At 67.0% G+C, this 25,179-nt stretch carries 25 protein-coding genes and 1 tRNA gene; 13 read left to right on the forward strand and 13 right to left on the reverse strand.

Translation table 11 applies throughout. From position 1 onward, the window contains the following. Window positions 1-2: 2 nt before the first annotated feature. The 5 genes from ACE3OU_RS09460 to ACE3OU_RS09480 form a co-directional block, all read right to left on the reverse strand. Window positions 3-512, reverse strand: a complete 510-nt coding sequence (locus ACE3OU_RS09460) for a nitrous oxide reductase accessory protein NosL (protein ID WP_374241308.1) — start codon at window positions 510-512, stop codon at window positions 3-5. Then, window positions 509-1,348 (reverse strand): ABC transporter permease, encoded by an 840-nt coding sequence (locus tag ACE3OU_RS09465; protein WP_374241309.1) that lies wholly within the window; start codon window positions 1,346-1,348, stop codon window positions 509-511. Before ACE3OU_RS09465 ends, ACE3OU_RS09460 begins: the two co-directional genes overlap by 4 nt. Further along, window positions 1,345-2,259: an ATP-binding cassette domain-containing protein gene (locus ACE3OU_RS09470; protein ID WP_374241310.1), complete on the reverse strand. Its 915-nt coding sequence runs from the start codon at window positions 2,257-2,259 to the stop codon at window positions 1,345-1,347. Before ACE3OU_RS09470 ends, ACE3OU_RS09465 begins: the two co-directional genes overlap by 4 nt. Further along, window positions 2,240-3,511, reverse strand: coding sequence for a nitrous oxide reductase family maturation protein NosD (locus ACE3OU_RS09475; RefSeq protein WP_374241311.1), 1,272 nt, complete (start codon window positions 3,509-3,511; stop codon window positions 2,240-2,242). The genes ACE3OU_RS09470 and ACE3OU_RS09475 overlap by 20 nt, the downstream gene beginning before the upstream one ends. Before the next feature lie 110 nt (window positions 3,512-3,621). Next, entirely contained in the window at window positions 3,622-3,924 is a 303-nt protein-coding gene (locus tag ACE3OU_RS09480; RefSeq protein ID WP_374241312.1) for a monooxygenase, read from the reverse strand. Window positions 3,925-4,083: 159 nt separating this feature from the next. Between ACE3OU_RS09480 and ACE3OU_RS09485 the strand changes: the two genes are divergently transcribed. Further along, window positions 4,084-4,362 (forward strand): type II toxin-antitoxin system HicA family toxin, encoded by a 279-nt coding sequence (locus ACE3OU_RS09485; RefSeq protein ID WP_374241313.1) that lies wholly within the window; start codon window positions 4,084-4,086, stop codon window positions 4,360-4,362. Between the two features lie 24 nt (window positions 4,363-4,386). Here the strand turns inward: ACE3OU_RS09485 and arfB are convergent, their stop codons facing one another. Continuing rightward, window positions 4,387-4,788 carry an alternative ribosome rescue aminoacyl-tRNA hydrolase ArfB gene (gene arfB / locus ACE3OU_RS09490; RefSeq protein WP_374241314.1) on the reverse strand — a complete coding sequence of 134 codons (402 nt, stop codon included), beginning with the start codon at window positions 4,786-4,788 and terminating at the stop codon, window positions 4,387-4,389. Window positions 4,789-4,861: 73 nt separating this feature from the next. On the opposite strand from arfB, the gene ACE3OU_RS09495 reads away from it, so the two are divergent. Next, window positions 4,862-5,359 (forward strand): hypothetical protein, encoded by a 498-nt coding sequence (locus ACE3OU_RS09495; RefSeq protein ID WP_374241315.1) that lies wholly within the window; start codon window positions 4,862-4,864, stop codon window positions 5,357-5,359. A gap of 15 nt (window positions 5,360-5,374) precedes the next feature. Here the strand turns inward: ACE3OU_RS09495 and ACE3OU_RS09500 are convergent, their stop codons facing one another. From ACE3OU_RS09500 to trxB, 5 genes are all read right to left on the reverse strand, one after another. After that, entirely contained in the window at window positions 5,375-5,797 is a 423-nt protein-coding gene (locus ACE3OU_RS09500) for a transcription regulator (protein WP_374241316.1), read from the reverse strand. Then, the gene (locus tag ACE3OU_RS09505; protein WP_374241317.1) at window positions 5,794-7,995 is read right to left on the reverse strand and encodes a 4Fe-4S binding protein; all 2,202 of its coding nucleotides are present in this window, start codon (window positions 7,993-7,995) and stop codon (window positions 5,794-5,796) included. The genes ACE3OU_RS09500 and ACE3OU_RS09505 overlap by 4 nt, the downstream gene beginning before the upstream one ends. 181 nt (window positions 7,996-8,176) lie before the next feature. Beyond that, entirely contained in the window at window positions 8,177-10,132 is a 1,956-nt protein-coding gene (nosZ, locus tag ACE3OU_RS09510) for a TAT-dependent nitrous-oxide reductase (RefSeq protein ID WP_374241318.1), read from the reverse strand. Between the two features lie 218 nt (window positions 10,133-10,350). Then, a complete protein-coding gene (locus tag ACE3OU_RS09515; protein WP_374241319.1) occupies window positions 10,351-11,328 on the reverse strand; it encodes a Smr/MutS family protein in 978 nt (325 codons plus the stop codon). 65 nt (window positions 11,329-11,393) lie between these two features. Further along, the gene (trxB, locus tag ACE3OU_RS09520; RefSeq protein WP_374241320.1) at window positions 11,394-12,353 is read right to left on the reverse strand and encodes a thioredoxin-disulfide reductase; all 960 of its coding nucleotides are present in this window, start codon (window positions 12,351-12,353) and stop codon (window positions 11,394-11,396) included. A gap of 218 nt (window positions 12,354-12,571) precedes the next feature. On the opposite strand from trxB, the gene ACE3OU_RS09525 reads away from it, so the two are divergent. The 4 genes from ACE3OU_RS09525 to ACE3OU_RS09540 all read left to right on the forward strand — a co-directional run bounded on the left by ACE3OU_RS09525 (window position 12,572) and on the right by ACE3OU_RS09540 (window position 17,855). Continuing rightward, window positions 12,572-13,243: a Crp/Fnr family transcriptional regulator gene (locus ACE3OU_RS09525; protein WP_374241321.1), complete on the forward strand. Its 672-nt coding sequence runs from the start codon at window positions 12,572-12,574 to the stop codon at window positions 13,241-13,243. 140 nt (window positions 13,244-13,383) lie between these two features. Further along, the gene (locus tag ACE3OU_RS09530) at window positions 13,384-15,834 is read left to right on the forward strand and encodes a DNA translocase FtsK 4TM domain-containing protein (protein ID WP_374241322.1); all 2,451 of its coding nucleotides are present in this window, start codon (window positions 13,384-13,386) and stop codon (window positions 15,832-15,834) included. Further along, window positions 15,831-16,463 carry an outer membrane lipoprotein chaperone LolA gene (lolA, locus tag ACE3OU_RS09535; protein ID WP_374241323.1) on the forward strand — a complete coding sequence of 211 codons (633 nt, stop codon included), beginning with the start codon at window positions 15,831-15,833 and terminating at the stop codon, window positions 16,461-16,463. The genes ACE3OU_RS09530 and lolA overlap by 4 nt, the downstream gene beginning before the upstream one ends. A 27-nt stretch (window positions 16,464-16,490) precedes the next feature. Then, the gene (locus ACE3OU_RS09540) at window positions 16,491-17,855 is read left to right on the forward strand and encodes a replication-associated recombination protein A (RefSeq protein WP_374241324.1); all 1,365 of its coding nucleotides are present in this window, start codon (window positions 16,491-16,493) and stop codon (window positions 17,853-17,855) included. Here ACE3OU_RS09540 and ACE3OU_RS09545 read toward each other — a convergent pair. Further along, window positions 17,827-18,090, reverse strand: coding sequence for a hypothetical protein (locus ACE3OU_RS09545; RefSeq protein ID WP_374241325.1), 264 nt, complete (start codon window positions 18,088-18,090; stop codon window positions 17,827-17,829). The genes ACE3OU_RS09540 and ACE3OU_RS09545 overlap by 29 nt on opposite strands. Window positions 18,091-18,155: 65 nt before the next feature. On the opposite strand from ACE3OU_RS09545, the gene ACE3OU_RS09550 reads away from it, so the two are divergent. The 7 genes from ACE3OU_RS09550 to ACE3OU_RS09580 all read left to right on the forward strand — a co-directional run bounded on the left by ACE3OU_RS09550 (window position 18,156) and on the right by ACE3OU_RS09580 (window position 22,903). After that, window positions 18,156-18,314, forward strand: a complete 159-nt coding sequence (locus ACE3OU_RS09550; protein WP_374241326.1) for a hypothetical protein — start codon at window positions 18,156-18,158, stop codon at window positions 18,312-18,314. Between the two features lie 29 nt (window positions 18,315-18,343). Further along, a complete protein-coding gene (gene serS, locus ACE3OU_RS09555) occupies window positions 18,344-19,630 on the forward strand; it encodes a serine--tRNA ligase (protein WP_374241327.1) in 1,287 nt (428 codons plus the stop codon). A gap of 91 nt (window positions 19,631-19,721) precedes the next feature. Further along, the gene (locus ACE3OU_RS09560; RefSeq protein WP_374241328.1) at window positions 19,722-20,084 is read left to right on the forward strand and encodes a carboxymuconolactone decarboxylase family protein; all 363 of its coding nucleotides are present in this window, start codon (window positions 19,722-19,724) and stop codon (window positions 20,082-20,084) included. A 47-nt stretch (window positions 20,085-20,131) separates the two neighbouring features. Beyond that, window positions 20,132-20,222 (forward strand) — tRNA-Ser (locus ACE3OU_RS09565). Window positions 20,223-20,575: 353 nt separating this feature from the next. Then, complete coding sequence (hmpA, locus tag ACE3OU_RS09570; protein ID WP_374241329.1) at window positions 20,576-21,775, forward strand: NO-inducible flavohemoprotein; 1,200 nt, start codon at window positions 20,576-20,578, stop codon at window positions 21,773-21,775. Between the two features lie 66 nt (window positions 21,776-21,841). Then, the gene (locus ACE3OU_RS09575) at window positions 21,842-22,276 is read left to right on the forward strand and encodes an Rrf2 family transcriptional regulator (RefSeq protein WP_374241330.1); all 435 of its coding nucleotides are present in this window, start codon (window positions 21,842-21,844) and stop codon (window positions 22,274-22,276) included. Between the two features lie 9 nt (window positions 22,277-22,285). Further along, a complete protein-coding gene (locus ACE3OU_RS09580; protein WP_374241331.1) occupies window positions 22,286-22,903 on the forward strand; it encodes an SOS response-associated peptidase in 618 nt (205 codons plus the stop codon). Window positions 22,904-22,924: 21 nt separating this feature from the next. Here the strand turns inward: ACE3OU_RS09580 and ACE3OU_RS09585 are convergent, their stop codons facing one another. Then, entirely contained in the window at window positions 22,925-25,051 is a 2,127-nt protein-coding gene (locus tag ACE3OU_RS09585) for a carboxy terminal-processing peptidase (protein ID WP_374241332.1), read from the reverse strand. Window positions 25,052-25,179: the final 128 nt, after the last annotated feature.

Below are 25,179 nucleotides of genomic sequence, written 5' to 3' on the forward strand. Positions count from 1 at the left end.
GCTCACATCCTCTGGTCGTGCAGGGCGCCGCCGTCCAGGCGGGCCATGTCGGCAGTGATCTCGGGGAAGGGGTGAACCTTGCCGCCTTCCGTGTCGGCGAACTTTTGGGCGCCCTCGCGGGTGGCGAAGGAGGGGATGGTCGGGCCCATCGCACCACGTTTCTTGGAGCCCACCACGTAGAAGGCCTTCTTCGCGTCTATCCAGGCGCCCTTGGGCTGTTCCCAGGTGGTCTGGTCCATGGCCTGCACATAGGCGGCGGCCACCTTGCGGGCCTGTTCGGGTTTGAGGAGTAGCGAGAACATCTCCATGGTGTCGCAGAAGAAGTCGGGCTCGGGGGTGCCATCGTAGTGGATCTGGGCCTTGGGCCCGGGGTAGTCGGCCAGCAGCATGCCGTCGAGGGCGCAGTAGCTGTCCTGGGCGATCTCCTTGGGCGCGACCGGCGCATTGGCGGTCTGGCTGCAGGCGGCGAGCAGGCTTGCGGTGAGGAGAAGGGCGGCGGTGGTGAGTTTCATCGTTGGAATCTCCAGATGGCGATGGCCAGCGGGCCGATGATCCAGGCCAGCATGACGCCGCCGAGGATGGCTGGATTGCTCAAGGCTTCGGGGAAGACGGTGGCGAGGCCATAGAGGGTGCGCACCTCGTCGAGGCTGAAGACGTTGAGCACGCGGAAGACGTCGGCCGGATTGAGCAGCAGCAGGTAGGGGAACACCGCGCCGCCGTAGTCGCCGGCGGTGACGACCAGCATGCCGAGGAGCAGCAGATCGAAGACCAGCACGAAGAAGAACCAGGTGCCGATGGCAAGGCCCGAGGCGCGGGTGCGGTCGGCGGCGAACACCGACAGCATCACCGCCAGGCTCAGGAAGGCCAGGCCGAGGAGAATCGCCGAAAACATGAAGCCGGCGTAGTGGAAGAGCGCGGTGAGGTTGAGCTGGGGCGACAGGATCAGCCCGACCGCACCGAAGCCGGCGATGGTCGAGAAGGCCAGTGCGGCGGCGAGGCCGGTGTATTTGCCGAGGATCAGCTCGCGGCGGGTGATCGGCAGGGTGAGCAGCAGGTCCAGGGAGCCGCGTTCCCGCTCGCCGACCACCGCGTCGAAGCCGAGGATCAGGGCGATCAGCGGGATCAGGTAGATCACCAGGCTGACCAGCGAGGCGATGGTGACCTCGATGCTGCGGAAACCCACCGCGCCCTGCTGGGCGGAGCCGAAATAGGCGATGACCAGCGCGAAGGCGGTGAACACCAGCGCCACCGCGAGCACCCAGCGGTTGCGGATGCGGTCCCAGAACTCCTTGCCGGCGACGATGGCGATCTGTTTGAAGTCGATGGAGAGCATGGTCTGACCCGTCATCCGTTGCGGTAGCCGAAGAACACGTCTTCGAGGGAGGGTTCGCGGACGCGCAGGTCGCGCATGGTCTCGCCGAGGGTGGCCAGCCGGGCGAGGGCGGGCATCTTGGCTTCCCGCGGCAGACGGATATGCAGCACGTTGCCGGCTTCTTCGATGCTTTCGATGGCCATGCCGGCGAGCACGCGGCCGACCTGCTCCGAGAGGCCGGCGCCGCCGGCGATCTCGAGGGTCAGCGGCAGGTTCATGGCTTCACGCAGATCCTGCACGGTGCCGGTGGCCCGGATGAGGCCGCCTTCCATGATGGCGAGGCGGTCGACCCGTTCCTGGATCTCGGCGAGGATGTGGGAGGTGAGCACCATGGTCACGCCGTCGCCCTTCAGCTCGCGCAGGATGCGGTAGAAGTCGCGGATGGCGCCAGGGTCGAGGCCGGTGGTGGGTTCGTCGAGGAACAGCAGGCGGGGCGTGCCGAGCAGGGCCTGGGCGAAGCCGAGCCGCTGGCGCATGCCTTTGGAGTATTCGCGCACCCGGCGGCGGGCGGCGTGGGCGAGGCCCACCTTGTCGAGCAGCCCGGCGCATTCGCGGCGTGGCACGGCCTTCAGGTCGGCAAAGAAGTAGAGCGTCTCGATGCCGGTGAGGTTGTCGTAGAGCACCACGTTTTCGGGGAGATAGCCGATCTTGCGCCGGGTTTCACGGAAGCGCGGGCCATTCACCGGTTCGCCGTCGATGCGGATCTCGCCCGCGGTGATGGGGATCAGGCCGAGCATCATCTTGAACAGGGTGCTCTTGCCGGCGCCGTTGTGGCCGATCAGGCCGAAGAGTTCGCCGGGGGCGATGGAGAGGTCGACACCTTTTACTGCCTGAACGGTGCCGAAATCCTTGGTCACCCCGCGGGCTTCAACGATAGTGCTTGCCAAGCCAGTTTCTCCAGTCGGAATGGTCGGGGCGCATGCGCGGGTTCTTGTCCACGATGCTGGGGGCGCGCAGCAGCGGGAACTGCTGGGCGATGAGGCGAAGGGTCTGGATGGCCGGGCTGGCGATCAGCAGCTTGACCATCGGGTGGCGCCACGAGAGGCGGTCGACCATGTCGTTGGCCTCGTAGGGCACGTCGCCCAGGCCGTCGCCGTTGCGGTCCCAGCCCACGTAGTTGCTCCAGTAGTTGCCTTCCTTGGTGCCCCAGGGCTCGTCGCGGGAGGCCACGTACTTGACCTGCTCCCGGTTCGAGATGAAGTCGTTGCGCTCGACCACGTTGCGGGTCGAGCCAGCCCACAGGTGCACGCCGACCTGGTTGTCCACCACCAGGTTGCCGCGCAGGGTGTTGTATTCGGCGTCGTAGATGAAGAAGCCCCGTGCGTTGCCGGCCACCACGTTGTTCTCGACCACGGCGTCCTGGATGGTGCGCAGCATGATGCCGTGGTCGGAGTTGCCCCAGGCGCGGTTGTTGCGCACGACCTGGTCCCGCACCTCCATCAGGGCCAGCCCGCCCCGGTTGAGGAAGGTGTCGTTGTCCTCCCACAGGTTGTGGTAGGAGTTCATGTAGTGGGTGCCGTAGCGGCTGTGGTGCATCTTGTTGCCGCGGAAGATCGCCTTGTGGGAGACGTCCACGTAGATGGCGTCGCGCACGAAGCTGATGTTGTTGCCGATGATTCGCGCGCCGGTGGTGTTGTAGAGCTGGATGCCGTTGCCGCGCTGGGAGGAGTCGAAATCGCGCTTGCCGGTGATGAGGTTGTTCTCGATCAGCACGTCGTCGGCCTTCTCGATCCACAGCCCGAACAGGGTGTAGCTGAAGTCGCAGCGGATGACGCGGGCCCGGTGGGCGCCGGGCTGGATGTAGACGCCGGCGTTCTGGGCGCCCAGGTCGCCGCCCGAGTCGGCCACGATGAAGCCCTCCAGGCTCACGTCGGTGGCGACGATGCGCACCGTGTCGCCCTTGCCGCCGCCGTCGATGGTGGGGCGGTCGACGCCGATCAGCTTGACGGGCTTGTCGAGGCGCAGGTTTTCGGGGTAGCGGCCGTGGGCGACGCGGATGGTGTCGCCGGGGGCAGCATGGGCGACGGCGGCCTGGATTGATTCACCCGGTTTCACCTGCCACTCGGCCGCGGCGGCGAGGCTCGTGGTGGCCAGGAGCACGGCGGTGAGGGTGAGATGACGGAGGCTGCTGCGTGGCATGGAGACGGGGCCGGAACTCATTGGCCCCGATTGTGCGGCGATTTGCCGCAGCCAGCCTTGATCCATGTGAATTCACGGGCCTGGCCGGCGCCGACCCGACCCCGGGCGGGTCAGAGCGGCGCCCGGTCGATGGCGGACAGGGCCGGGTTCACGTCGAAGATCTTGCCATTCACCTCAGGGATGCCGAAGCCCTTGAGCCGGGCGGTGTGCATTGCCAGGTAGGCCTCGGCGCTGGCGCGGTCGGAGAACAGGTAGATGCCGCCGGCTTCGGCGCTGGCCGGGTTCTCGGTCCAGATCTTCCAGATCAGGCCGGGCTCTTGTGCGATGGATTCGGCGAGGCCCTGGAGGGCATCGGTCATGGCGTCGCCCCAGGGGCCGGAGAACGGAAAGTCGACTTGCAGCAGCACAGGCATGGATGGATCCTTTCAGCAGAATAAGGTGGCCCAAGGCTACGCCGGCCGCCGGGTTTTGGCAAAAAACGCCGCGGGGACGTCGCCTTTCGTGGCGTGGGGCATACCCATGGGGCGCCGGTAGTGCAAGAATGACGGGGACAATACGAGGGAGTCCATACCATGAGCAACAAGCACCGGCATGTTCTTGAAGCGATCTTCCGCGACCCGGTCAGCAGCAACATCCAGTGGCGCGAGGTCGAATCCCTGCTGAACCACCTGGGGGCGACGGTCGAGCCCGGGCATGGCGCCCGGTTCCGCATCCTGCTCAACCGGCATGAGTTCTTCGTGCATCACCCCCACCATGGCAACGAGTTTGCCAAGCAGGAGATCAAGCATCTGCGCGAGTCCCTGGCGGGGGCCGGTGTCACCCTGTCTAGGTACGACGAAGCGCACAAATGAGCCTGCTGCGCGTTGAACGAGCCGTCACTCGACCCGGCCGCGCCCGGCCTTGATCGCGCTGCGCCGGGCCTTGCCCTCGAGGCGGCGGGTGACGGCGCCGCGGGTGGGGCGCGTCGGCCGGCGTGCCTTGGGGACGTGTGAGGCGCTGTCCACCAGCGCCTGAAGGCGGCGCAGGGCTTCGGCCCGGTTCTTCTCGAGGCTGCGGTGTTCCTGGGCCTTGATGACGATCACGCCATTTTTGCTGATGCGTTGGTCGCCGAGCCCGAGCAGCCGCTGGCGCACCGCTTCGGGCAGCCTTGAAGCGAGGATGTCGAAGCGCAGATGCACCGCACTGGAAACCTTGTTCACGTTTTGCCCTCCGGCCCCCTGGGCGCGGATGGCGATGAATTCCACTTCGTCTTCGGCGATGGGATGGGCGGAGCGCATGGCCGCACTTTAACGCAGGCGGCAGGCGCCGGCCGTTTCCATTGCGGGGACGCCGTTCAAGGAGCGTGTGAAGATGAGAGTCGCAATCGTGCTGTTGCTGCTGGTTCTGGTTGGAGCGTCGGCCTTCGTGACGCTGAACTGGGGGGCGGTCATCACGCCCACCGACCTGAGCCTGGGGGTGGGCATGGTCCGCATGCCCCTCGGGCTGGTGATGCTGGGCTTCCTGCTGGCGATCACCGCGCTGTTCCTGGTGTTCGTGTTGTTCCTGCAGACCTCGGTGCTGCTGGAGACCCGTCGCCAGGCCAGGGAGATCCGCGCCAGCCGTGAACTCGCCGACGAGGCGGAGGCATCGCGCTTCACCGAGCTGCGTCGTTTCATCGAGTCGGCGCTGGCCGGGAAGGCCACGGCGGGCGCCGGCGGCGCGCCGGCTGATGTGCTGGAGCGCATCGACCGGCTCGAGCGCGAGCTGCGGGCGTTGATCGAACGGTCCGGCAACGGTGTCGCCGCCCACCTCGGCGAACTGGAGGACCGCCTGGAGCGGGCCAGCGTGCTGCCTGTTCAAAGGCGCTGACGCCGGTGCCTGGCCTCAGATCTGCAGGATGCCCGCGGTCTTGAGACCGATGAACAGCGCGGCGCCGATCAGCAGGTTCTTGAAGCTGACGTAGCACAGCATGTCCATCAGCGTGGCGCGGCGGTACAGGCGGCCCCACCAGGGGCCTTCCTTGACGTAGGGCTTGGCGTCCATCCGCACCAAGACCTCGAATACGCTCCAGCCGAACCACCAGCCGATGATCGCCCCCGCCGACAGGTGGCCGAGGGCCGCCATCACCCAGGCCACGGTGGCGGCGAGGGCCAGCGCGAAGCCGGCGCCCTGGATGGCCTTCCGGGCGGGCTGGCCCTTGCCGGCCCAGGGCCACAGGTGGTCGCGCAGCTCGGCGATGAACCACGCGGCGCCTCTGGCCTCGCCATAGGCGGGCTGGCGCAGTTCGTTGCGGTCGGCGATGGTCATGCTCGGGCTCCTTGCGCTTTGGTGTCCATCGGCACGGGCTTGATGGGGATGAAGTAGCCCTTGCCGTCGATGGGGGTGAGGGGCTGGCCGGCCTTCTCGCGGCGCTTGCGTTCCTGGGCCAGGGGCGGGCAGGCGTGGTCGTCGTAGTAGAGCACCATGCAGTCGAGGCACAGCATGCACTCGCGCTGGTCGATGTTGCCCCTGGTGTCGATCGCCAGCGAACCGCAGCCCTTGGCGCAGGCCTTGCAGCTGGTGCACTCGTCCTTGCGCTTCAGGCCGAACCAGCGGAAGGTGGTGGGCATGGCGAGCGCGGCGCCGAGGGGGCACAGGTACTTGCAGAACGGCCGTTCGACGAAGATCGAGATGCCCAGCAGGCCCGCCGCGAAGAGGCTGTAGGGCCAGCTGCGGTTGAGGATGCCGACCAGGAAGGTGGTCTTGAAGGGTTCGACCTCGGCGAGCTTCTCGGCCAGGCCCATGCTGAAGAAGGACACCGCCAGCAGCCCGAAGAAGACTACATATTTGAGCCACTTCAGCTTGTCGTGGAGAGCCTGGGGCAGGTGGGTCTGGAAGCGCTTGAGGCCGATCGCACCGCCGAGCTTGTAGAGCAGCTCGGACAGCGAGCCGAAGGGGCACATCCAGCCGCAGAAGAAGCCGCGCCCCCAGATGAACACCGTGGCGATGATGAAGATCCAGAAGATGAAGATCAGCGGATCCGACAGGAAGAGCTCCCATTTCCACTGGAACAGCAGGCTGTGGAACCAGGTGAGCACCTGGGTGATCGACGGCTGGGCCATCGCGTAGAAGCCCACGAAGCCGATGCTCACCACCCAGCCGGTGTACTTGAAGGCATTCACCGGCCACTTGTTGCGGCGGTCGGCGCGGCGCACCAGCTTGTCGCGGCTGGCATAGGCGGCGGAGACCACCAGCAGCAGCGTCACGAAGATGCCGATGTCGACGGCCTTGTCCTTCCACACCTTGAGCCAGGTCGGGTCGGGCTTGACGATCTTCGGGCGGCCACCTTCGAGGTAGGCGTCGGCGAGCCAGTATTCCCGGTCGAAGTTGGCGAAGGTCTTGGCGGCGGTTTCCTTGTCGATCTTGTTGCCGAGGAAGACCAGCTTCCACGGGTAGGCGGCCGAGAAGCTCTTGCCGCGGATGATGAAGATCGCCGATTCGTCGAAGGCCGGCGCGCCGGCGGCGGAGACGCCCCACAGGTTGAGGTAGTCGAGGTCGCGGAAGGTGAAGGAATCGCCGCCCTGGCGCACCTGAACCCGGTCGTAGATGCCGCCGCGCACGAAGCCGGAGCCCTTGAAGGAGTCCATGCCGGCGGTCTTGATGATGAAGATCGCGTGCTCGCCTTCCTTGAGGCGGCCCATCAGGCTGGCGTAGCCGTCCTTGCCGAGGATGGCCTGGCCGACGGTGGGCTGGTTGAGGTAGCCGAACCACAGGTCCATGTAGGGTTTGCCGCTGTTCTTGAGGCCGACCTCCTCGGGCTTGACGGTGAGGCGCTGCACGCTGCCGTCCTCGACCAGCTGGGCCCAGCCGGGCGTGGTGGTGGCCGCGGGGAACCTGGCCTGGGGCCGCACCACGGGCTTGAGGATGCCGACCTGCTTGGCCACCTCGCCGCCGGACAGCATCATGACCTGGTTCTGGGCGATCACGGTGACGGTGGCGCCGGTGATGGCGTCGAGGCCGATGAGGTTTTCCTCGGGCCGCGACTTGCCGATCTCGATGTTGTCGCCGACGAACTTGCCCAGGTACTGGTTGTTGAACTTGATGAGGGCCGATTCGGGGATGCCCAGGAGCAGGATCGGCTCGGAGTGCTTGAGGATCTTGACGCCCGCAAACTTGCCGGCGGTGTCCATGCCGATCAGGGTGACCACCGGCTTGCCCGAATAGGCCGGGATGTCGGTGATGTCGGTGGACAGCATCACGTAGCCGACGAGCTTCTTCTGGCCACCTTCCCCGGCGTAGGCTTCCACGTAGGGGGGCTGGCCCTTGCGCTCGGAGAAGGAGGTGGCGCCAGGCATCACGTCCTTGCAGGGGGCGTAGTCGCACATCCGGGGTGAACTGGTCAGCTCGGGCGGGAGCTTGACTTCGTAGGTGTCGGCGAGGGCGCTGCCGGCCACGACGAGGCCGGCGAGCAGGGCGGCGGCCCGCCGGTACAGGCGTTTCAGATGGAGGGTGGGGAGAGGCTTCATGGCGGTTCCGATGAATCAGCGTTTCATTGAATTCTGATGTGCCGCTGGCGGTGCGGCCTTAAGCTGAGTCAAGCCAGAAAAACTTGCTGTGGGCAGGCCTGGTGGCGCCCAAAGAAAAACGGGGAGACGCAAGCGCCTCCCCAAAGACTTCTTCATTTATCGACGTACTGCGGGGTGCCGATTACTTCTCGACGATCATGCGGGTGCGCATCTCGAGGTGCAGTGCATGGCAGAAATGCGTGCAGTAGCACCAGTACACACCGGGTTTGTCGGCCTTGAAGGTGACCGACTTGGTTTCCTGCGGATTCACGATGAAGTTGATGTCGTACTTGGGAATCGCGAAGCCGTGGGTGAGGTCTTCCACCTTGTCGAGGTTGGTGAGGATGATCGTGACCTCGTCGCCCTTCTTCAGCTTGAACTCGCGCAGGCTGTAGGCGGGGGCCTGGGACACCAGCTTGACGGTGACCTTGTTGCCGTTCCTGAAGACGCCGGAGTCCTTCGGATCCTTGACGGCGTTGGGGAAGTCATCCACGTTGAAGACCTGCTTGGTCTTCACCTTCTCGCGCTTGACGATGATGAAGTCGTGGGGCTCCGGATACACCGGGTGGTCGGCGAGCATCACCATCTTTTCGCCGCGGATGTCGATCAGCTGCTCGTTCTCGGGGTGCAGCGGGCCGACCGGCAGGAAACGGTCCTTCGAGAACTTGCAGCCCACCGCCAGGAACTGGCCGCCGGCTTCCTTGGTTTCACCCATGTCGGCGCTGATGTGGCCCGGCTGGTAATGCACGTCGATGCGGTCGACCACGTACTTGACGTTCTTGTCGCCGGCGTGGAACTTGATGGCGGCGTCGATGTTCCACTTGACGATCTGGCTGTCCAGGAACAGCGTGGTGAAGGCATTGCCGCGGCCGTCGTAGGTGGTGTGCAGGGGGCCGAGGCCGATCTCGACTTCGGCGGCGATGCTCTTGTTGATGTCGTCCAGCTTGCCGTCGAGGAACTCCTCGACCTTGGCCAGCTCGATCACCGTGGCGGTGGGCGACAGCTTGCCGGAGCAGATGAAGTACTTGCCGTCCGGGCTGGCGTTCACGCCGTGGGGGTTCTTCGGCACCGGCACGTAGCAGGTGAGGGCGGTCTTCGGATCCTTGTTGGCCTCCTTGGTGCCATCCACCACCGGCACCTTGCTGTCGCCGATGGTCGTGAACTTGCCGTCCTTGATGGCCTGCTCGATGCGCGCCACGTCGAAGAACACGCAGGCGTCCTTCTCGGAGGACATCATGTCCTCGTACTTGGCGCCGCCTTCCACGTTGTACTGGTTGGCCGCGGCCAGGCGGCCGTTGTAGGAGGTCGCGACGAGGTCCATGTTGCCGTCGACGCGGCACTGCCAGCGCACCTCCATGGTTTCGGCGTCGACGCAGGTGAACAGCGTCTTGTACTTGGTGGGGTCGTCCACGTCACGGCCGTCGTTGGGCTGCGGGATGTGGAACTCGTTGCCGCAGAAGACGCGGGTGGTGCGGTTGATGGACTGGTCCACCGGGTCGCGCTTGTCCGGGAAGATGCCGTGGAAGCCCTGGATGTTGGGGATCTCGGTGATCTTGTCGCACTCGAAGACGTCGCCGCGGATGCGCGCGATGCGGCCGTGGATCTTGTCGTTCACCCAGTAGTACTTGCCGTCGTAGGTGCCGTCGGTGTAAGAACCGTGGATGTGGTGGGTGTCGCCGGTCTTGTACTTCAGGCTGCCATCGGCCTTGGTGCCGATGACGGCCTTCGATTCGTTGGTGATGCCCCAGCCGCTCATGCAGTCGATGTTGAAGGTCGGCACGCGCTTGATCTCGCGCCCGGAGGGCAGGCCCAGCACGCGCACCTCGCCCGAGTGGCCGCCGGACCACACGCCGTAGTAGGTGTCGAGCTGGCCCGGCGCCGGGTGCAGGTTCAGCTCGCCGGCGGCGCCGTGGGCTGCGGCGGGTGCAGCGGGGGCGGCGGCCGGAGCGGCGGCGGTCGGTGCGGCCTCCTGCTTGCAGGACGACAGCCCGACCGACAGGCCGGCACCGGCCAGGCCGGCCAGCGCGGCGGTGTTCAGGAACTTGCGACGGCCCGGAACGAGGTTCTGGTCGTCGTGCTTGATCTCTTCGTTGCTCATTGTTGCTCTCCCTTATCCCTGGGCCCTAAGCGTCCATTCCGCCTCGAGCGGCGGTGTTACGAGACGAAGCAGGGGGGTCGGCAGCCCGGATGCGGCACTTTGCCCCTGCGACAATCTGTCGCAGCGGACAATAAGCCGATGTACGCCGGAAAAAATTGACCGGGGGCAAGAACGGCAGATGGAGGCATGCGCCGGCCCGCCGACCGGCGCCGCCGGGCTCAGGCGCGGGGAGCGCCGCCGGCCTGGAGCAGGACGAGGAGGGCGCCTTCTCCGCCGTCGTGGGGGCGTGCCTGGCAGAAGGCGAGGATGTCCTCGCGCTGGGCCAGCCAGCCGCGGGAGAGGTGCTTGAGCACCGGCAGCCGCCCCGGCGAGCCGTGGCCCTTGCCGTGGATCACGCGCAGGCAGCGGCGGCCCTGCTGCAGCGAGAGGGCGATGAAATGGGCGAGGCTGGCGCGGGCCTCGTCACGGGTCAGGCCGTGGAGGTCGAGCTCGGCCTGCACCACCCAGCGTCCGCGGCGCAGGTCGGTGAGCACCCGGCGGGGCAGGCCGACCCGCAGGTAGGCGGCCTCGTCACCGGTGTCGAGGCGGTCTTCGAAGGTGAGGGGGCTCTCGAGGGCCTCGCGCAGCACCTCGCGCTCGTCCTCCTCGCGCTTGCGCGGCAGCGGCGCCGGCAGCGGGCGCTCCACGTCGGCCAGGTTGCGGCTCTTGAGGGGGGCCACCTCGCCGGCCACGTGGCGGAACAGGGCGGCGGGGTCGTGGAGCTGGTCCACATCGACGCGAGCCACGGCGGGCTCCACGTGGCTCAGGGCGCGGATCTGGCTGCTGGCCTGCTGGCGCTGGCCGCTGAGGTCCACCCGGTGAAAATCCTTGATCGGGGTGATGTCGCCGAGGGCGGCCCGGAAGACGGCGACCGGGTCGTTCTCGTCGATGCGGGTCGGGCGCCGCGGCGTCTCGGGGGCGGGCTCGAAGGTTTGCGGGCGCGGCAGCGGCGCCGGCTTGGGGCGAGCGATCTCGGCGTGGTCGTCGGCCTTGAGGGGCTGGATGCGGCCGACCTCGCGACGGAAGAGGGTGGCGTCGTCCGGCTCGGCGGGCTGCGCCGGGATCACGATCCTGGGGCGCGACGGGGCCGCCGCCGGAACGCGGTTCTTAAGGCCCTTGAGTGCGTCGAGGCCCCTGGCGTGCTTGTCCTTGCCCATGGTGATGCAAAACGTCCAATGAAAACGGACCGGGAGCCCGGTCCGCCTGGTGACAACGAAAGGGCTCAGCCGGCCAGGCCGAGGCTGTCGAGATAGCGTTCGGCGTCGAGGGCCGCCATGCAGCCGGTGCCGGCGCTGGTGACGGCCTGACGGTAGATGTGGTCCTGCACGTCGCCGGCCGCAAAGACGCCCGGCACGCTGGTGGCGGTGGCATTGCCGTGGCGGCCGCCCTGGGTCACGATGTAGCCGCCTTCCATCTCGAGCTGGCCCTCGAAGATGTCGGTGTTGGGCTTGTGGCCGATGGCGATGAAGACGCCCTTCAGCGCGATGTCCTTGGTGGCGCCGGTCTTGGCATGCTTGATGCGCATGCCAGTCACGCCGGTGTTGTCGCCCAGCACCTCGTCGAGGGTGGAGTCGAGCTCGAGGACGATCTTGCCGGCGGCGACCTTCTCCATGACCTTGTCCACCAGGATGCGCTCGGCCTTGAACTTGTCGCGGCGGTGCACCAGCGTGACCTTGCTGGCGATGTTGGCGAGGTAAAGCGCCTCTTCGACGGCGGTGTTGCCGCCGCCGATCACCGCGACTTCCTGGTTGCGGTAGAAGAAGCCGTCGCAGGTGGCGCAGGCCGACACGCCCTTGCCCGAGAAGGCCTCCTCGGACGGCAGGCCGAGGTACTGGGCGCTGGCGCCGGTGGCGATGATCAGCGCGTCGCAGGTGTATTCGCCCGCATCGCCCACCAGGCGGATGGGTTTCTCCGACAGGTGGGTGGTGTGGATGTGGTCGAAGATCATTTCGGTGTTGAAGCGCAGCGCGTGCTTCTCGAAGCGCGCCATCAGCTCGGGCCCCTGCACGCCGTCGGCGTCGGCCGGCCAGTTGTCCACTTCGGTGGTGGTCATCAGCTGGCCGCCCTGGGCGATGCCGGTGATGAGCACGGGGTTCAGGTTGGCGCGGGCGGCGTAGACCGCGGCGCTGTAGCCGGCGGGGCCGGAACCGAGGATGAGCAGCTTGATGTGGCGGGTGGTCATCGGTCTGGGTCTCTCTGAAGTGTGGAGCAGGGCCGCCAATTATACGGCGCCCGGCCCGGGGCGGCCCTCGAAATGAGGCGGTCTGGTCAATACGGGCAGGCCTCGCCCGTCTGTCATTCGGTGTCTCGCGAGTTTGCTTTATACTTCGGAATTGTTAGGCCATGACATCTTCGTCACGTTGCCAAAAAATAACTTAGCGTATTGCTCAGGAGAGGCCTATGACCGTTACCAGCTCCGTGTCCACGATTGCCCTGCGGACCTTCCCCATCTTCCAGGGCCTGGGCGATGACCGGCTGGCAGCCGTTGCGCGCTGCGCGATGATGCGACGGGTTCCGCGGGGCGCCGCGGTGGTGCATGAAGGTGACCGCACCGACTTCGTTTATTTCGTGCTGACCGGCAACCTCAAGGTTATGGTCAGCGACGAGGATGGCCGCGAGGTGATCCTGACCATCCTCGGCCAGGGTGAGATGTTCGGCGAGATGGGCGTCCTCGACGACAGCCCGCGCTCGGCCTCCGTGGTTGCGGTGTCGCCGTCCGACCTCGTCACCATCGCCAAGACCGACTTCAAGCGCCTGATGCAGGAAAACTTCGAGCTGGCCTGGCACGTGATGTGCAATCTCACCCGCCGCCTGCGCGACGCCGACCGCAAGATCGAGAGCCTGGCGCTGATGGACGTCTACGGCCGCGTGGCGCGCCTGCTCCTCGAGATGTCCGAAGAGGTCGATGGGCTCAAGGTGGTGCGCAAGAAGGTCTCCAAGCAGGACATCGCCAAGATGATCGGCGCTTCCCGCGAGATGGTCAGCCGCGTCATGAAGGATCTCGGCCTGCGTGGCCTGATCGAGGAGACCGACGGCGGGGTCATCCTGCGCGAGAAGATTTACGACCTGTAACCGTTTTCCCGTCCCGTCGCCGGCTCCGGCCGAACAGAGGGGAGGGGGAGCGGCGGCCCTGGTTTATAATGAAAGGCGCGGTGCCTCACCGCGCTTTTTGCTTTTGTGTTGCCCCGCACCGCGTATCCCTGCTGCTCCCCATGCTCAATCGCCCCTCGACCCGCCCGCCACCCCTGCCCGAAAAGATCGCCAGCCTCCTCCAGGAAGCCCGCTGGCTGCTGCTCGGCGTCCTCGCCCTGTATGTGGCGATGGTCCTGTTCGGCTATTCAAAGGCGGACCCGGGCTGGTCCCATGCCGTGCTGGTCGACCGCGTGGCCAACCCCGGCGGGCGTTTCGGGGCGTGGCTGTCCGACCTGCTGCTCTACCTGTTCGGGCTGTCGGCCTGGTGGTGGGTGGCCTTCCTCGGGCTCGGGCTGGCGGTCGGTTTCCGGCGCCTGCAGCGGCGTTTCGGCGCCGACCAGCGCTCCTTCCTGGTGGTGGTGCTGGGTTTTCTGGCCGTCCTGCTGTCGAGCAGCGGCCTCGAGGCGATGCGCTTCTACACCCTCAAGGCGACCCTGCCCCTCGAGCCCGGCGGCATCATCGGGATCGAGCTGGGCAACCTGGTCTTCCAGTATCTCGGCTTCACCGGCGGAACCCTGCTGCTGCTCGGCCTGCTGGCCGGGGGGCTCAGCCTGTTCTCGGGCGTGAGCTGGGTCGAGGCGTCCGAGCTGCTCGGCACCGGCCTCGAAAAGATCTGGAGTTTCGTGGCGCGGGTCGCTCCGCGGCGCGACGAACGCGGGCCCGTCCGTGAGACGGCCGAGAAACCCGACGCCCCCGAGGCACCCGCCCCGCGCAAGAAGGAAGAGGTCGTTGCCCCCGCGTTCTCCGAGCGCGTCGAGCCGGGCTTCGCCGAACCCGACCTGCCGGACATGGACGAACCCCTGCCGGAGCCGCGTCCGAAGGCGGCCCGTGTCGAGCCTGCCGTGGCCGAACTCGAGCGGCCCCCGCGTGTCGAGCCGGCGGTTGCCGAAGCGGCGCGGCCTGTCCGCATCGAGCCGGCGGTGGTCGAGGTCGAGAAATCCCTGCGTGCCCACCGGGAGCGCCAGGCCGCGCTGTTCACCGAAATCACCGATGGCCCGCTGCCGCCCCTCGCGCTGCTGGACGAGCCGGCCCACGACGTGGAGCCGCCGTCCCCCGAGACCCTCGAGGCCACCTCGCGCCTCATCGAGCGCAAGCTGGCCGACTTCGGCGTCGAGGTGAAGGTGCTGGCGGCCTATCCGGGCCCGGTGATCACCCGCTTCGAGATCGAACCGGCGGTGGGCGTCAAGGGCAGTCAGGTGGTCAACCTGGTCAAGGATCTGGCCCGCGCGCTGTCGGTGATGAGCATCCGCGTCGTCGAGACGGTGCCGGGCAAGGCCTGCATGGCCCTCGAGTTGCCCAACCCGCGGCGCCAGACGGTGCGCCTCTCGGAGATCCTCGGCTCCCGCGCCTACCACGACATGCACTCGCCGCTCACCGTGGCGCTGGGCAAGGACATCGGCGGCCTGCCGGTGGTGGCCGACATCGCGAAAACACCGCACCTGCTGGTGGCGGGCACCACCGGCTCGGGCAAGTCGGTGGGCATCAACGCGATGATCCTGTCGCTGCTCTACAAGTCCGAGCCCTCCGACGTGCGCCTGATCCTCGTGGACCCGAAGATGCTCGAACTGTCTATCTACGAGGGTATCCCGCACCTGCTGGCGCCGGTCGTGACCGACATGAAGCACGCCGCCAACGCGCTTAACTGGTGCGTGGCCGAGATGGAGAAGCGCTACAAGCTGATGTCGGCGCTGGGCGTGCGCAACCTGGCAGGCTACAACAAGGCCGTGGTCGAGGCCGCCGAGGCCGAGGCGCCGCTCAAGAACCCGTTCTCGATCACCCCGGACAACCCCGAGCCCCTCGAGAAGCTGCCCTACATCGTGGTGGTCATCGACGAGCTGGCCGACCTGATGATGGTGGTCGGCAAGAAGATCGAGGAGCTCATCGCCCGCCTGGCCCAGAAGGCCCGGGCCGCCGGCATCCACCTCATCCTCGCCACCCAGCGCCCCAGCGTGGACGTGATCACCGGCCTCATCAAGGCCAACATCCCGACCCGCATGGCCTTCCAGGTGTCGAGCAAGATCGACTCCCGCACCATCCTCGACCAGATGGGTGCCGAGACCCTGCTGGGCATGGGCGACATGCTCTACCTGGCGCCGGGCACCGGCCTGCCGACCCGCGTGCATGGCGCCTTCGTGGCCGACCATGAAGTGCACAAGGTGGTCGAGTTCCTCAAGGCCACCGGCCCGGCCGAGTATGTGGATGGCATCCTGGCGGGCGCCGAGGAAGAAGGCGGCGACCTGATGGCCGGCGAGGGCGGGGAGGGCAGCGAGGCTGATCCGCTCTACGACCAGGCCGTCGAGATCGTCATCAAGACCCGCCGGCCGTCGATCTCCCTCGTCCAGCGCCACCTGCGCATCGGCTACAACCGCGCCGCGCGCCTGATCGAACAGATGGAACGCTCCGGCCTCGTCACGCCGATGGGCACCAACGGCAACCGGGAAGTCGTCACCCCGCCCCGCGAAGGAGAATGATGCACCTCCAATCCAAGCCCACCCTGGCCGCGCTGGCCCTCACCCTGCTGCTGGCCGCCGGTTCGGCCCGGGCCGATGCCCTTGCTCAGCTGCGCCAGTTCATGGACGGCACCCGCAGCGCCAAGGGGGCCTTCTCCCAGCAGGTGTTCTCCAAATCCGGCCGCAAGCCCCAGCAGGCCAGCGGCACCTTCGCCTTCTCGCGGCCCGGCAAGTTCCGCTGGGTGTACGAGAAACCCTATGCCCAGCTGCTGGTGGGTGACGGCAGCAAGCTGTGGGCGTGGGATCAGGAGCTCAACCAGGTCACCACCAAGAAGCTCGGCCAGGCCCTGGGCAGCACGCCCGCGGCGATCCTGGCCGGCGACAACGCCCTCGACAAGAACTTCGTGCTCAAGGACGCCGGCAGCGCCGATGGCCTGGAGTGGGTCGAGGCGACCCCCAGGGCCGACGACAGCAGCTTCGAGCGCATCCGCATGGGCTTTGCCGGCGGCCAGCTGAAGGCCATGGTGCTCCACGACAACTTCGGCCAGACCACCGCGCTGCAGTTCGGCCAGATGGAGCGCAACCCCGCCATCGACCCGGCCCAGTTCCGCTTCGTCCCGCCCAAGGGCGCCGACGTGGTGGGTGACTGAGCGGGCGCTCCACCAGCCGAGCCGCCCATGGCCGACCTCTTCGACACGCTCGATCCGCCGCGCCTGCCCCTGGCCGAGGCGATGCGGCCGCGCACGATAGTCGAGGTCATCGGCCAGAAGCACCTGCTCGGCCCGGGCAAGCCGCTGGCGCTGGCCTTCCAGTCGGGCAAGCTGCACTCGATGATCCTGTGGGGGCCGCCGGGCGTCGGCAAGACGACCCTCGCGCGGCTGATGGCGAGCGCCTTCGACGCCGAGTTCATCGCCCTGTCGGCGGTGTTCTCGGGGGTCAAGGACATCCGCGAGGCGATCGCCCAGGCCGAGGCCGCCCGGGCCCGCGGACGCCACACCATCCTGTTCGTGGATGAGGTTCACCGCTTCAACAAGGCCCAGCAGGACGCCTTCCTGCCCTACGTGGAGCAGGGCCTCGTCACCCTCGTCGGCGCCACCACCGAGAATCCGTCCTTCGAGGTCAATTCGGCCCTGCTGTCGCGGGCGGCGGTGTATGTGCTGCAGCCGCTCTCCGCCGACGAGCTGGCCGAGCTCTTCGAGCGCGCCCGCGCCGTCGCGTGCCCCGAGCTGGCCTTCGAGGGTGATGCCCGCGACCGGCTCACCGGTTTTGCCGACGGCGACGCCCGCCGTCTCCTCAACCTGCTGGAGCAGGTGCACACTGCGGCCACCACGGCGGGCGTCAATCCGGTCACGCCGGCCTTCGTCGATGAAGCCCTGTCACGCAACCTGCGGCGTTTCGACAAGGGCGGCGAGGCGTTCTACGACCAGATCTCTGCGCTGCACAAATCGGTGCGCGGCTCCGACCCGGACGCCGCCCTCTACTGGCTGTGCCGCATGCTGGATGGCGGTGCGGAGCCGCTCTACCTGGGGCGCCGCCTGGTGCGCATGGCCGTCGAGGACATCGGCCTGGCAGACCCGCGGGCGCTGGAGATCAGCCTCAATGCCTGCACCACCTATGAGCGCCTGGGCTCGCCCGAGGGCGAGCTGGCGCTGGCCCAGGCGGCGATCTTCCTGGCCTGCGCCGCCAAATCGAACGCGGTTTACAAGGCGTATAATGCGGCCCGCAAGTTTGTGGCCAACGATGTGTCGCGGCCGGTGCCGATCCATCTGCGCAACGCGCCGACCAAACTCATGAAGAACCTGGGTTATGGTCATGCCTACCGCTACGCCCACGACGAGCCCGATGGCTACGCGGCGGGGGAAAATTACTTTCCGGAAGGAATGGGCAAGCCCGGCTGGTATGAACCCGTCGCCCGCGGGCTGGAGGCGAAGATCGCCGAGAAGCTCGCGAGGCTGCGTGAACTCGACCGGCTGGCCGAAGCCCACGCAGCCCGCTCAGGGCAGGGGGCGGGTGTCAGTGGGAAATCGGATGGCTCGCAATGAAGCGGGCGCAAGCGTCGCGAAAGCGCTTGGCGCGGATGCCGTCGCCGCGTTCCTCGGCGTGGTCGACCAGGTCGAGCATGAACTGGGTGAGCATCAAGGTGCCTTCCCGCGTCTGCACCAGCCCGCAGGCGATCTGCGCGGCGGCGGCTTCGGGAATGTCGTGATGCTCTGCAATGATGGCGACGTCCTCGTCGGTGAGGTCGCAGTAATCCAGGCAATCGCGAATGGACAACATGGGTGTCTCCTTGATGAATCGTTTTAACGGCACCATCCACGGGCACCTTACTTTGATTTTGGACGGTGACTCCGGCAAATCAAGAAAAGTTTGAGCCGTTTCCGGCTATCGCCTTCCTGATTTCCATTGTTGCTGCTGACAGCCAGGTGCAAATTGTTGCGCCGCAATATAACTTAAACGCCCAGACCATGAAAGCGCGGCCCGAGCCGTGGCACATTGCGTGAGCCCGTTTTCGACTTGATGAAGGATAGACATGCTTGATGTTCAATTGTTGCGCGCCCGCCTGGATTTTGTTGCCGAGCGCCTCGCCACCCGGGGAATGACCCTCGACGTCACCGCCTTCCAGGCCCTCGAGGACGAGCGCAAGGCGCGCCAGACCCGCACCCAGGAACTCCAGGCCCGCCGCAACGCCCTCTCCAAGCAGGTGGGGCAGCTGAAGGGCAAGGGCGAAGACGCCTCCGCGGTGCTGGCCGAAGTGGCCGGCATCGGTGATGAACTCAAGGCCAACGAGGCGGCGCTGGCCGAACTCCTCGAGCGCTTCGACGCCTTCGTGGCGGGCCTCCCCAACCTGCCCCACGAGAGCGTGCCGGCGGGCCGCTCCGAAGAAGACAACGTCGAAGTCAGCCGCTGGGGTACGCCGCCCAGCTTCGATTTCGAGGTGCGCGACCACGTGGACATCGGCGGCCGCCTGGGTGGGCTCGACTTCGAGACCGCGGTCAAGATCTCCGGCGCCCGCTTCACGCTCATGAAGGGGGGCCTGGCTCGCCTGCACCGTGCGCTCGCCCAGTTCATGCTCGACGTCCACACCGCCGAGCACGGCTACACCGAGCTGTACACGCCTTATATGGTTAACGCCGCCAGCATGTTCGGCACCGGCCAGCTGCCCAAGTTCGAGGAAGACCTCTTCTCGGTGCCCAAGGCCGATGGTGGCAAGTTCTACCTGATCCCCACCGCCGAGGTGCCCGTCACCAACATCGTCCGCGACGAGATCATTCCGCTCGACGCGCTGCCCCTCAAGTTCGTTGCCCACACGCCGTGCTTCCGTTCCGAGGCGGGCAGCTACGGCAAGGACACCCGCGGCATGATCCGCCAGCATCAGTTCGACAAGGTCGAGCTCGTCCGCATCGAGCAGCCCGAAAAAGCCTGGGACGCCCTCGAGGAGCTCACCGGCCACGCCGAGGCGATCCTCCAGAAGCTCGAGCTGCCTTACCGCAAGATCGTGCTGTGCTCCGGCGACATGGGCTTCTCCGCCGCCAAGACCTACGACCTGGAAGTCTGGCTGCCGGCCCAGAACACCTACCGCGAGATCTCGTCCTGCTCCTGCTTCGAGGGCTTCCAGGCCCGCCGCATGCAGGCCCGCTTCAAGAACGCCCAGGGCAAGAACGAGACCCTCGCCACCCTCAACGGCTCCGGCCTGGCGGTGGGGCGCACCCTCGTTGCCGTCCTCGAGAACTACCAGCAGGCCGACGGCTCGGTTCGCGTGCCGGCGGTGCTGGTTCCCTACATGGGCGGCATCACTGAGCTCAAGGCGGTCAACTGAGGAAGAATGCCGGGTAGCCTGCGGGCGGCCCGGTTTTCACGGGCCGGGTGATGATGTATATTAGCGTCCTCTAATAAAAGGAGTCATCACCATGAGCAGCAAGTCCTTCGTCCAGATCACGTCCGACCTCTCCAAGGGCATGGAAGCCCTGCGTGCCGAGATCCCCGACACCATGAAGGGGTTCGGCAGCATGGCCAAGGAAGCGATGAAGGAGGGTGCCCTGAGCGCCCTCGAGAAGGAACTCATCGCCCTCGCCATCGGCGTGTCGGCGCGCTGCGACGGCTGCATCGGCTTTCACGTCAAGGCGCTGATCCGCCTGGGCGTGACCCGCGAGCAGCTCATGGAAACCCTGGGCATCTGCACCTACATGGGCGGCGGCCCGAGCCTGATGTACGCTGCCGAAGCGGTCCGGGCCTACGACGAGTTCACCGCCCGCACTGCAAAACCTGCATAAAAAGCTGGATTTCCGGCTCAGCTTGTATATAATGCAGCGCTTCGAGCGGAAAGGTGGCAGAGTGGTCGAATGCGCCGGACTCGAAATCCGGTATACGGTTTAGCCGTATCGAGGGTTCGAATCCCTCCCTTTCCGCCATTGTTTCAATGAAAACGCCCCGCGAGGGGCGTTTTCATTTTCTACCTCACATTCCTTCCCCCACGCACACGTCAGCCAGGCCGGATTTCCGCGGTCTCACTGATCCCCGCGCGATTTGGCGTTCGCTCGCGGATTGCGGGGCGCTGTTCCTCATCTTCGCTGCCCCGGCTTGCGGGCTGACCGGGGGCTTGAATCCCGACGACCTCCCCTGGGTGCGCGCTGTTGCGCTTTCTCCCGACCTGTTTCGGTCGAAAACTACGACGGCACTTAAAGATGTATAATTTGCACATCTTTAAGTGCCGTGCTCGCTGCGGCTTTCCGTTGCAACAGCAAAACCCCACAGGAGAAAAAATATGGACGCCAGAGTGCGAGAGTTGGTCAAGGCCACCATCCCCGTCTTGAGGGAGCATGGTGTGGCGCTGACCACCTATTTTTATCAGCGCATGTTCCGCCACAACCCGGAGCTCAACCACCTTTTCAACCGCTCCCACAGCGAAACCGGCAAGCAGCCGACCGCGCTGGCCCTGTCGGTGCTGGCCTACGCCGAAAACATCGACGATCCGTCGGTGCTGGCGCCGGTGATCAACCTGATCGCCAACAAGCATGCCAGCATCGGCATCCGCGCCGAGCATTACCCGATCGTCGGCAAGCATCTGCTGGCGTCGATCCGCGAGGTCCTCGGCGAGGCTGCGAGCGACGAGCTGATCAACGCCTGGGGGGTTGCCTACGGGGCGCTGGCCGACGTGTTCATCGAGGCCGAGGGCAAGCTCTACACCGATGCCTGCACCCGGGACGGGGGCTGGAGCGGCTGGCGCAGCTTCCGGATCGTCGACAAGGTGCGGGAGAGCGCCGAGATCACGTCCTTTCACCTGGCGCCCAGCGACGGCGGGCCGCTGCCCGAGTATCGGGCTGGCCAATACACCTGCGTGCGGGTCTTCGTGCCCGAGCTGGGAGTGATGCAGCCGCGCCAGTACACCCTGTCGGAGGCGCCGGGGCAGGGTCATTTCCGCATCTCGGTGAAGCGTGACGCGGGGACCGTGTCGACACCGCCGGGCCGTGTGTCGACCCGCCTCCATGATGCCCATCAGGTGGGTGACCTGATCGATCTGGCGCCGCCCTTCGGCGATTTCCATCTCGACGAGGCGTGCAGCACGCCGGTCGTGCTGATCAGCGGCGGGGTCGGCATCACGCCGATGATCGCCATGCTGAACCGCCTGACGGCGACGGCCCGGGCGCGCGACGTGCAGTTTGTGCACGCCTGCCGCAACGCCGAGGTGTTCGCCTTCGGCGAGCATCTGCGGGCGGTGGCGGGCAACAACCCGCAGGTCGGCTTGCACGTGTTCCACGACGAAGGGGCGGTGGGTGACGGTGTCCGGCTGGGGCTGCTCGATCTGCGCGCCCTGGGGGATGTCGTCCTGCAGCCGGAGGCGGACTACTACCTGTGCGGTCCGACGGGTTTCCTGCAGGCGCAGATCGCGACGCTGCATGCGCTGGGGGTCGGCTCCGGGCGCATCCACGCCGAGTTGTTCGATACGGGCAGCGTTGCGACCTGATCGGCGGCGCGAGGCTCCGGACGGGGGTAGACTGCGGGCCTGCCCGCCAACCTCCAGGAGCCTCGCATGCAGATCACCCGTTTCACCGACCTCGGACTGCGCGTCCTGATGTACCTGGCCGCCCGGCCGGAGGCGATGGCGACGATCCCCGAGATCGCCCAGCAGTTCGACATCTCGCGCAACCATCTGGTCAAGGTGGTGCATCGGCTGGGCCAGCTGCAGCTCATCGCCACCACCCGGGGCAAAGGGGGCGGCATGGCGCTGGCCCGGGCGCCCGGCGAGTATCGGCTCGGCGACGTCCTGCGCCAGCTCGAGGACAACCCGACCCTGATCGACTGCGCCAGCCCGCCCTGCGTGATCCGCCCGGGCTGCCAGCTGAAGGCCGCGCTCGACGATGCGCTGCAGGCCTTCTTCAGCCGGCTGGATCAATACACCCTGGAGGACGTGCTGCGTCCGCCCACCGGGGCGTCGCTGATCACCCTGCGCGAGCGGGCCGGCTGAAGCTCACCCATGTGCGCCAATTACCAGCCGGCGTCCCGCGAAGCCCTGGCCAGCCTGCCCCTGCCGCCTCCGGATTTTGCGTACGGCGAGGCCTATCCGGGCTCGGTTGTGCCGGTCGTCACCAACTTTGCGCCCCGCCAGTGGGTGCCGGCGTGCTTCGGGCTGGTTCCGGCCTGGGCGAAGGATGTGAAGATCGTGCGGAGCACCTACAACGCGCGCTCGGAGACGATCGGGGACAAACCTTCCTTCCGCGACGCGTGGCGGCGTGGCCAGCTCTGCATCATCCCGGCCGAGGCCATCTACGAGCCCAGCTACGAGACGGGCAAGGCCGTCCGTTGGCGCATCGGGCAGGCCGACGGCAAGCCGATGGGGATTGCGGGAATCTGGGCGCGGCGGGAGAGCGACGATGGCCTGCCGCGCTGGTCGATGGCGATGCTGACGATCAACGCCGACGACGACCCGCTGTTCCGGCGCTTTCACAGGCCGGACGACGAAAAGCGCTCGGTGGTGATCCTGCCGCGGGAGGCGTGGGGAGACTGGTTGCGCTGCAAGTCGGAGGACGCGGCGCGGGCGCTGCTGGTGCCGCTCGCCCCCTCCGGTCTGGAGGCCGCCCCCGCGCCGCGCTGAACCGCGGCGGGGGCTGGCGGATCAGCGCAGGCTGGAGCCCTTGCCGCCGCTGATCTCGACCCGCTCGCGCAGGGCGAGCTGGGTGCGGCCGGCGGAGAGGTCGGCGTCGTCGGCGACGATGCGGGCAGCCTCGGTCAGCAGCACGTCCTTGGCGTTCTTGCGGGCCTTTTCGGCGGCGAGGTCGGCGGCCAGGCTGCGTTCGCCGGCCTGCAGCCCGTCGTCGAGGGCGGCCAGCTTGTTGCCCTCGCGGGCCTTGAGGCGGGCTTCCTGGCGCTCTTTCTCCTTGCGGCGCTCGGCTTCGTTGAGGGACAGCGTCTTGGCCTCGCGCAGGCGCTTGAACTCGGCCACGTCCTGCAGCAGCTGCTGGAAGTCCTTGTCCTTGCCGACGCGGGCCTGGTGGCGGCGCTGCAGGTCGGCCACGCGGTCGCCGAGCTTGCCGACGATGCGGTAGTCGGCCGGGCTGATCTGCGTCCACGGCAGGGCGTTGTCGTAGCCGGATTCGCCGAAGCTGTCGCCGTCGGCGATCGACGGGAAGGCGATGTCGGGCACCACGCCGCGCAGCTGGGTGGTGCCGCCATTGACGCGGAAGAACTGGGCGACGGTCATCTTGAGGTCGCCGAAGCGGGGCTTCGGGTTCTTGGCGACTTCGTCCAGGTCGATCATGGTCTGCACGGTGCCCTTGCCGAAGCTGGCTTCGCCGAGGATGGGCGCGCGGCCGTAGTCCTGCAGCGCGGCGGCGAAGATCTCGGAGGCCGAGGCGGAGCCCCGGTTGATCAGCACGCCCAGCGGGCCGTCCCAGGCGACGCCGGCGCGCTCGTCGCTCTCGACGCCGATCTGGCCGTCTGGGCGGCGCTGCTGGACGACCGGGCCCTTGTCGATGAAGAGGCCGGTGAGCTCGACCGCCTCGCGCAGCGAGCCGCCGCCGTTGTTGCGCAGGTCGATGAGCAGGCCGTCGACCTTCTCCTTGCGCAGTTCGTCCACCAGGCGGGCCACGTCGCGGCTGGCGCTGCGGAAATCCCGGTCGCCGCGGCGGCGGCCTTCGAAGTCTTCGTAGAAGGCGGGCAGCTTGATCACGCCGATGCGGCGGGCGGTGAGGCCCTCGCCGAGCTTGATCACCGACTTGCTGGCGGCCTGCTCCTCGAGCTTGATCTTGTCGCGGACGAGGCTGACCAGCTTGTGCTTGCCGTCGGGGCCGGCATCGGCGGGCAGCACGTCGAGGACGACCTTGGTGTCCTTGGCGCCGCGGATCAGCTTGACCGCCTCATCGACGCGGGAGCCGACCACGTCGGTGATCGGGCCGTCGCCCTGGCCGACGCCGACGATGCGGTCGCCCACGGCGAGCTTGCCGGAGCGGGCGGCCGGCCCGCCGGCGACCAGCTCGCGGATGGTGATGTACTCGTCACGCTCCTGCAGCACCGCGCCGATGCCCACCAGCGACAGGCGCATCGAGATGTCGAAGTCGTCGGAGGCGCTGCGGCCGAGGTAGTTGGTGTGGGGCTCGATCGACATCGCGTAGGCGTTCATGAACACCTGGAAGACGTCTTCGCTCTTGTTGCGGGTGGCGCGGGTGAGGTAGTTGTCGTAGCGCTTGCCGAGGGTCTCGCGGATGTTCTTGTCGTCCTTGCCGGCGAGCTTGAGGCGCAGCCAGTCGTTCTTGACGCGCTTGCGCCACAGGTCGCGGACCTCGGCGTCGTCCTTCGGCCATGGAGCCTTGTCGCGGGCGTAGGGGTAGCCTTCCTTGACGCTGAAGTCGAAGTCGCGGGCGAGCAGCTCGCGGGCGTCGGTGAGGCGCTCGGTGACGCGCTGCTCGAAGCGCTGGAAGATCGCGAACGGGGCGCTGAGGTTGCCCTTCAGGATCGCGTCGTCGAGGCGCGTGCGGGCGTCGGCGAAGCTGTCGATGTCGGCCTGGGTGAAGAACAGGCGCTCCGGGTCGAGGGACTTGAGATAGCGGTCGAAGATCTTCTCCGACATCGCATCGTCGAGGGGCACGCTCTTGTAGTGGTAGCGCCCGAGGATCTGCGCGCTGAGGTAGGCCGTCTGGGCCTGGTCGGCGGTGGGGGCGAGCCGGGGCGCGCTCAGGTTGCCCTGGGCGGCGGTCTGGCCGGCGCAGAGGACCGCCAGGGCGGTCCAGATGATTCGTTTCTTCACGCAGAGTCTCCACGCCGTCGGGCGCGCAGGAAGGTGAGGGCGGCTGCCCGTATCTGACACGTAGACGGCGGCGAGCCCGATGGGTTCGCCGGTGCCGCGCCCCGGATTCAAATAATTCGCAAGTTTAT

The organism is Zoogloea sp. (genome assembly GCF_041908905.1).
Taxonomy (GTDB): domain Bacteria; phylum Pseudomonadota; class Gammaproteobacteria; order Burkholderiales; family Rhodocyclaceae; genus Zoogloea.

What these genes read in the sequence shown, in the direction of transcription:
- ACE3OU_RS09460 (WP_374241308.1), bottom strand. Translation starts at nt 512, where the DNA reads ATGAAACTCACCACCGCCGCCCTTCTCCTCACCGCAAGCCTGCTCGCC.
- ACE3OU_RS09465 (WP_374241309.1), bottom strand. Translation starts at nt 1,348, where the DNA reads ATGACGGGTCAGACCATGCTCTCCATCGACTTCAAACAGATCGCCATC.
- ACE3OU_RS09475 (WP_374241311.1), bottom strand. Translation starts at nt 3,511, where the DNA reads ATGCCACGCAGCAGCCTCCGTCATCTCACCCTCACCGCCGTGCTCCTG.
- ACE3OU_RS09480 (WP_374241312.1), bottom strand. Translation starts at nt 3,924, where the DNA reads ATGCCTGTGCTGCTGCAAGTCGACTTTCCGTTCTCCGGCCCCTGGGGC.
- ACE3OU_RS09485 (WP_374241313.1), top strand. Translation starts at nt 4,084, where the DNA reads ATGAGCAACAAGCACCGGCATGTTCTTGAAGCGATCTTCCGCGACCCG.
- arfB (WP_374241314.1), bottom strand. Translation starts at nt 4,788, where the DNA reads ATGCGCTCCGCCCATCCCATCGCCGAAGACGAAGTGGAATTCATCGCC.
- ACE3OU_RS09495 (WP_374241315.1), top strand. Translation starts at nt 4,862, where the DNA reads ATGAGAGTCGCAATCGTGCTGTTGCTGCTGGTTCTGGTTGGAGCGTCG.
- ACE3OU_RS09500 (WP_374241316.1), bottom strand. Translation starts at nt 5,797, where the DNA reads ATGACCATCGCCGACCGCAACGAACTGCGCCAGCCCGCCTATGGCGAG.
- ACE3OU_RS09505 (WP_374241317.1), bottom strand. Translation starts at nt 7,995, where the DNA reads ATGAAGCCTCTCCCCACCCTCCATCTGAAACGCCTGTACCGGCGGGCC.
- nosZ (WP_374241318.1), bottom strand. Translation starts at nt 10,132, where the DNA reads ATGAGCAACGAAGAGATCAAGCACGACGACCAGAACCTCGTTCCGGGC.
- ACE3OU_RS09515 (WP_374241319.1), bottom strand. Translation starts at nt 11,328, where the DNA reads ATGGGCAAGGACAAGCACGCCAGGGGCCTCGACGCACTCAAGGGCCTT.
- trxB (WP_374241320.1), bottom strand. Translation starts at nt 12,353, where the DNA reads ATGACCACCCGCCACATCAAGCTGCTCATCCTCGGTTCCGGCCCCGCC.
- ACE3OU_RS09525 (WP_374241321.1), top strand. Translation starts at nt 12,572, where the DNA reads ATGACCGTTACCAGCTCCGTGTCCACGATTGCCCTGCGGACCTTCCCC.
- ACE3OU_RS09530 (WP_374241322.1), top strand. Translation starts at nt 13,384, where the DNA reads ATGCTCAATCGCCCCTCGACCCGCCCGCCACCCCTGCCCGAAAAGATC.
- lolA (WP_374241323.1), top strand. Translation starts at nt 15,831, where the DNA reads ATGATGCACCTCCAATCCAAGCCCACCCTGGCCGCGCTGGCCCTCACC.
- ACE3OU_RS09540 (WP_374241324.1), top strand. Translation starts at nt 16,491, where the DNA reads ATGGCCGACCTCTTCGACACGCTCGATCCGCCGCGCCTGCCCCTGGCC.
- ACE3OU_RS09545 (WP_374241325.1), bottom strand. Translation starts at nt 18,090, where the DNA reads ATGTTGTCCATTCGCGATTGCCTGGATTACTGCGACCTCACCGACGAG.
- serS (WP_374241327.1), top strand. Translation starts at nt 18,344, where the DNA reads ATGCTTGATGTTCAATTGTTGCGCGCCCGCCTGGATTTTGTTGCCGAG.
- ACE3OU_RS09560 (WP_374241328.1), top strand. Translation starts at nt 19,722, where the DNA reads ATGAGCAGCAAGTCCTTCGTCCAGATCACGTCCGACCTCTCCAAGGGC.
- hmpA (WP_374241329.1), top strand. Translation starts at nt 20,576, where the DNA reads ATGGACGCCAGAGTGCGAGAGTTGGTCAAGGCCACCATCCCCGTCTTG.
- ACE3OU_RS09575 (WP_374241330.1), top strand. Translation starts at nt 21,842, where the DNA reads ATGCAGATCACCCGTTTCACCGACCTCGGACTGCGCGTCCTGATGTAC.
- ACE3OU_RS09580 (WP_374241331.1), top strand. Translation starts at nt 22,286, where the DNA reads ATGTGCGCCAATTACCAGCCGGCGTCCCGCGAAGCCCTGGCCAGCCTG.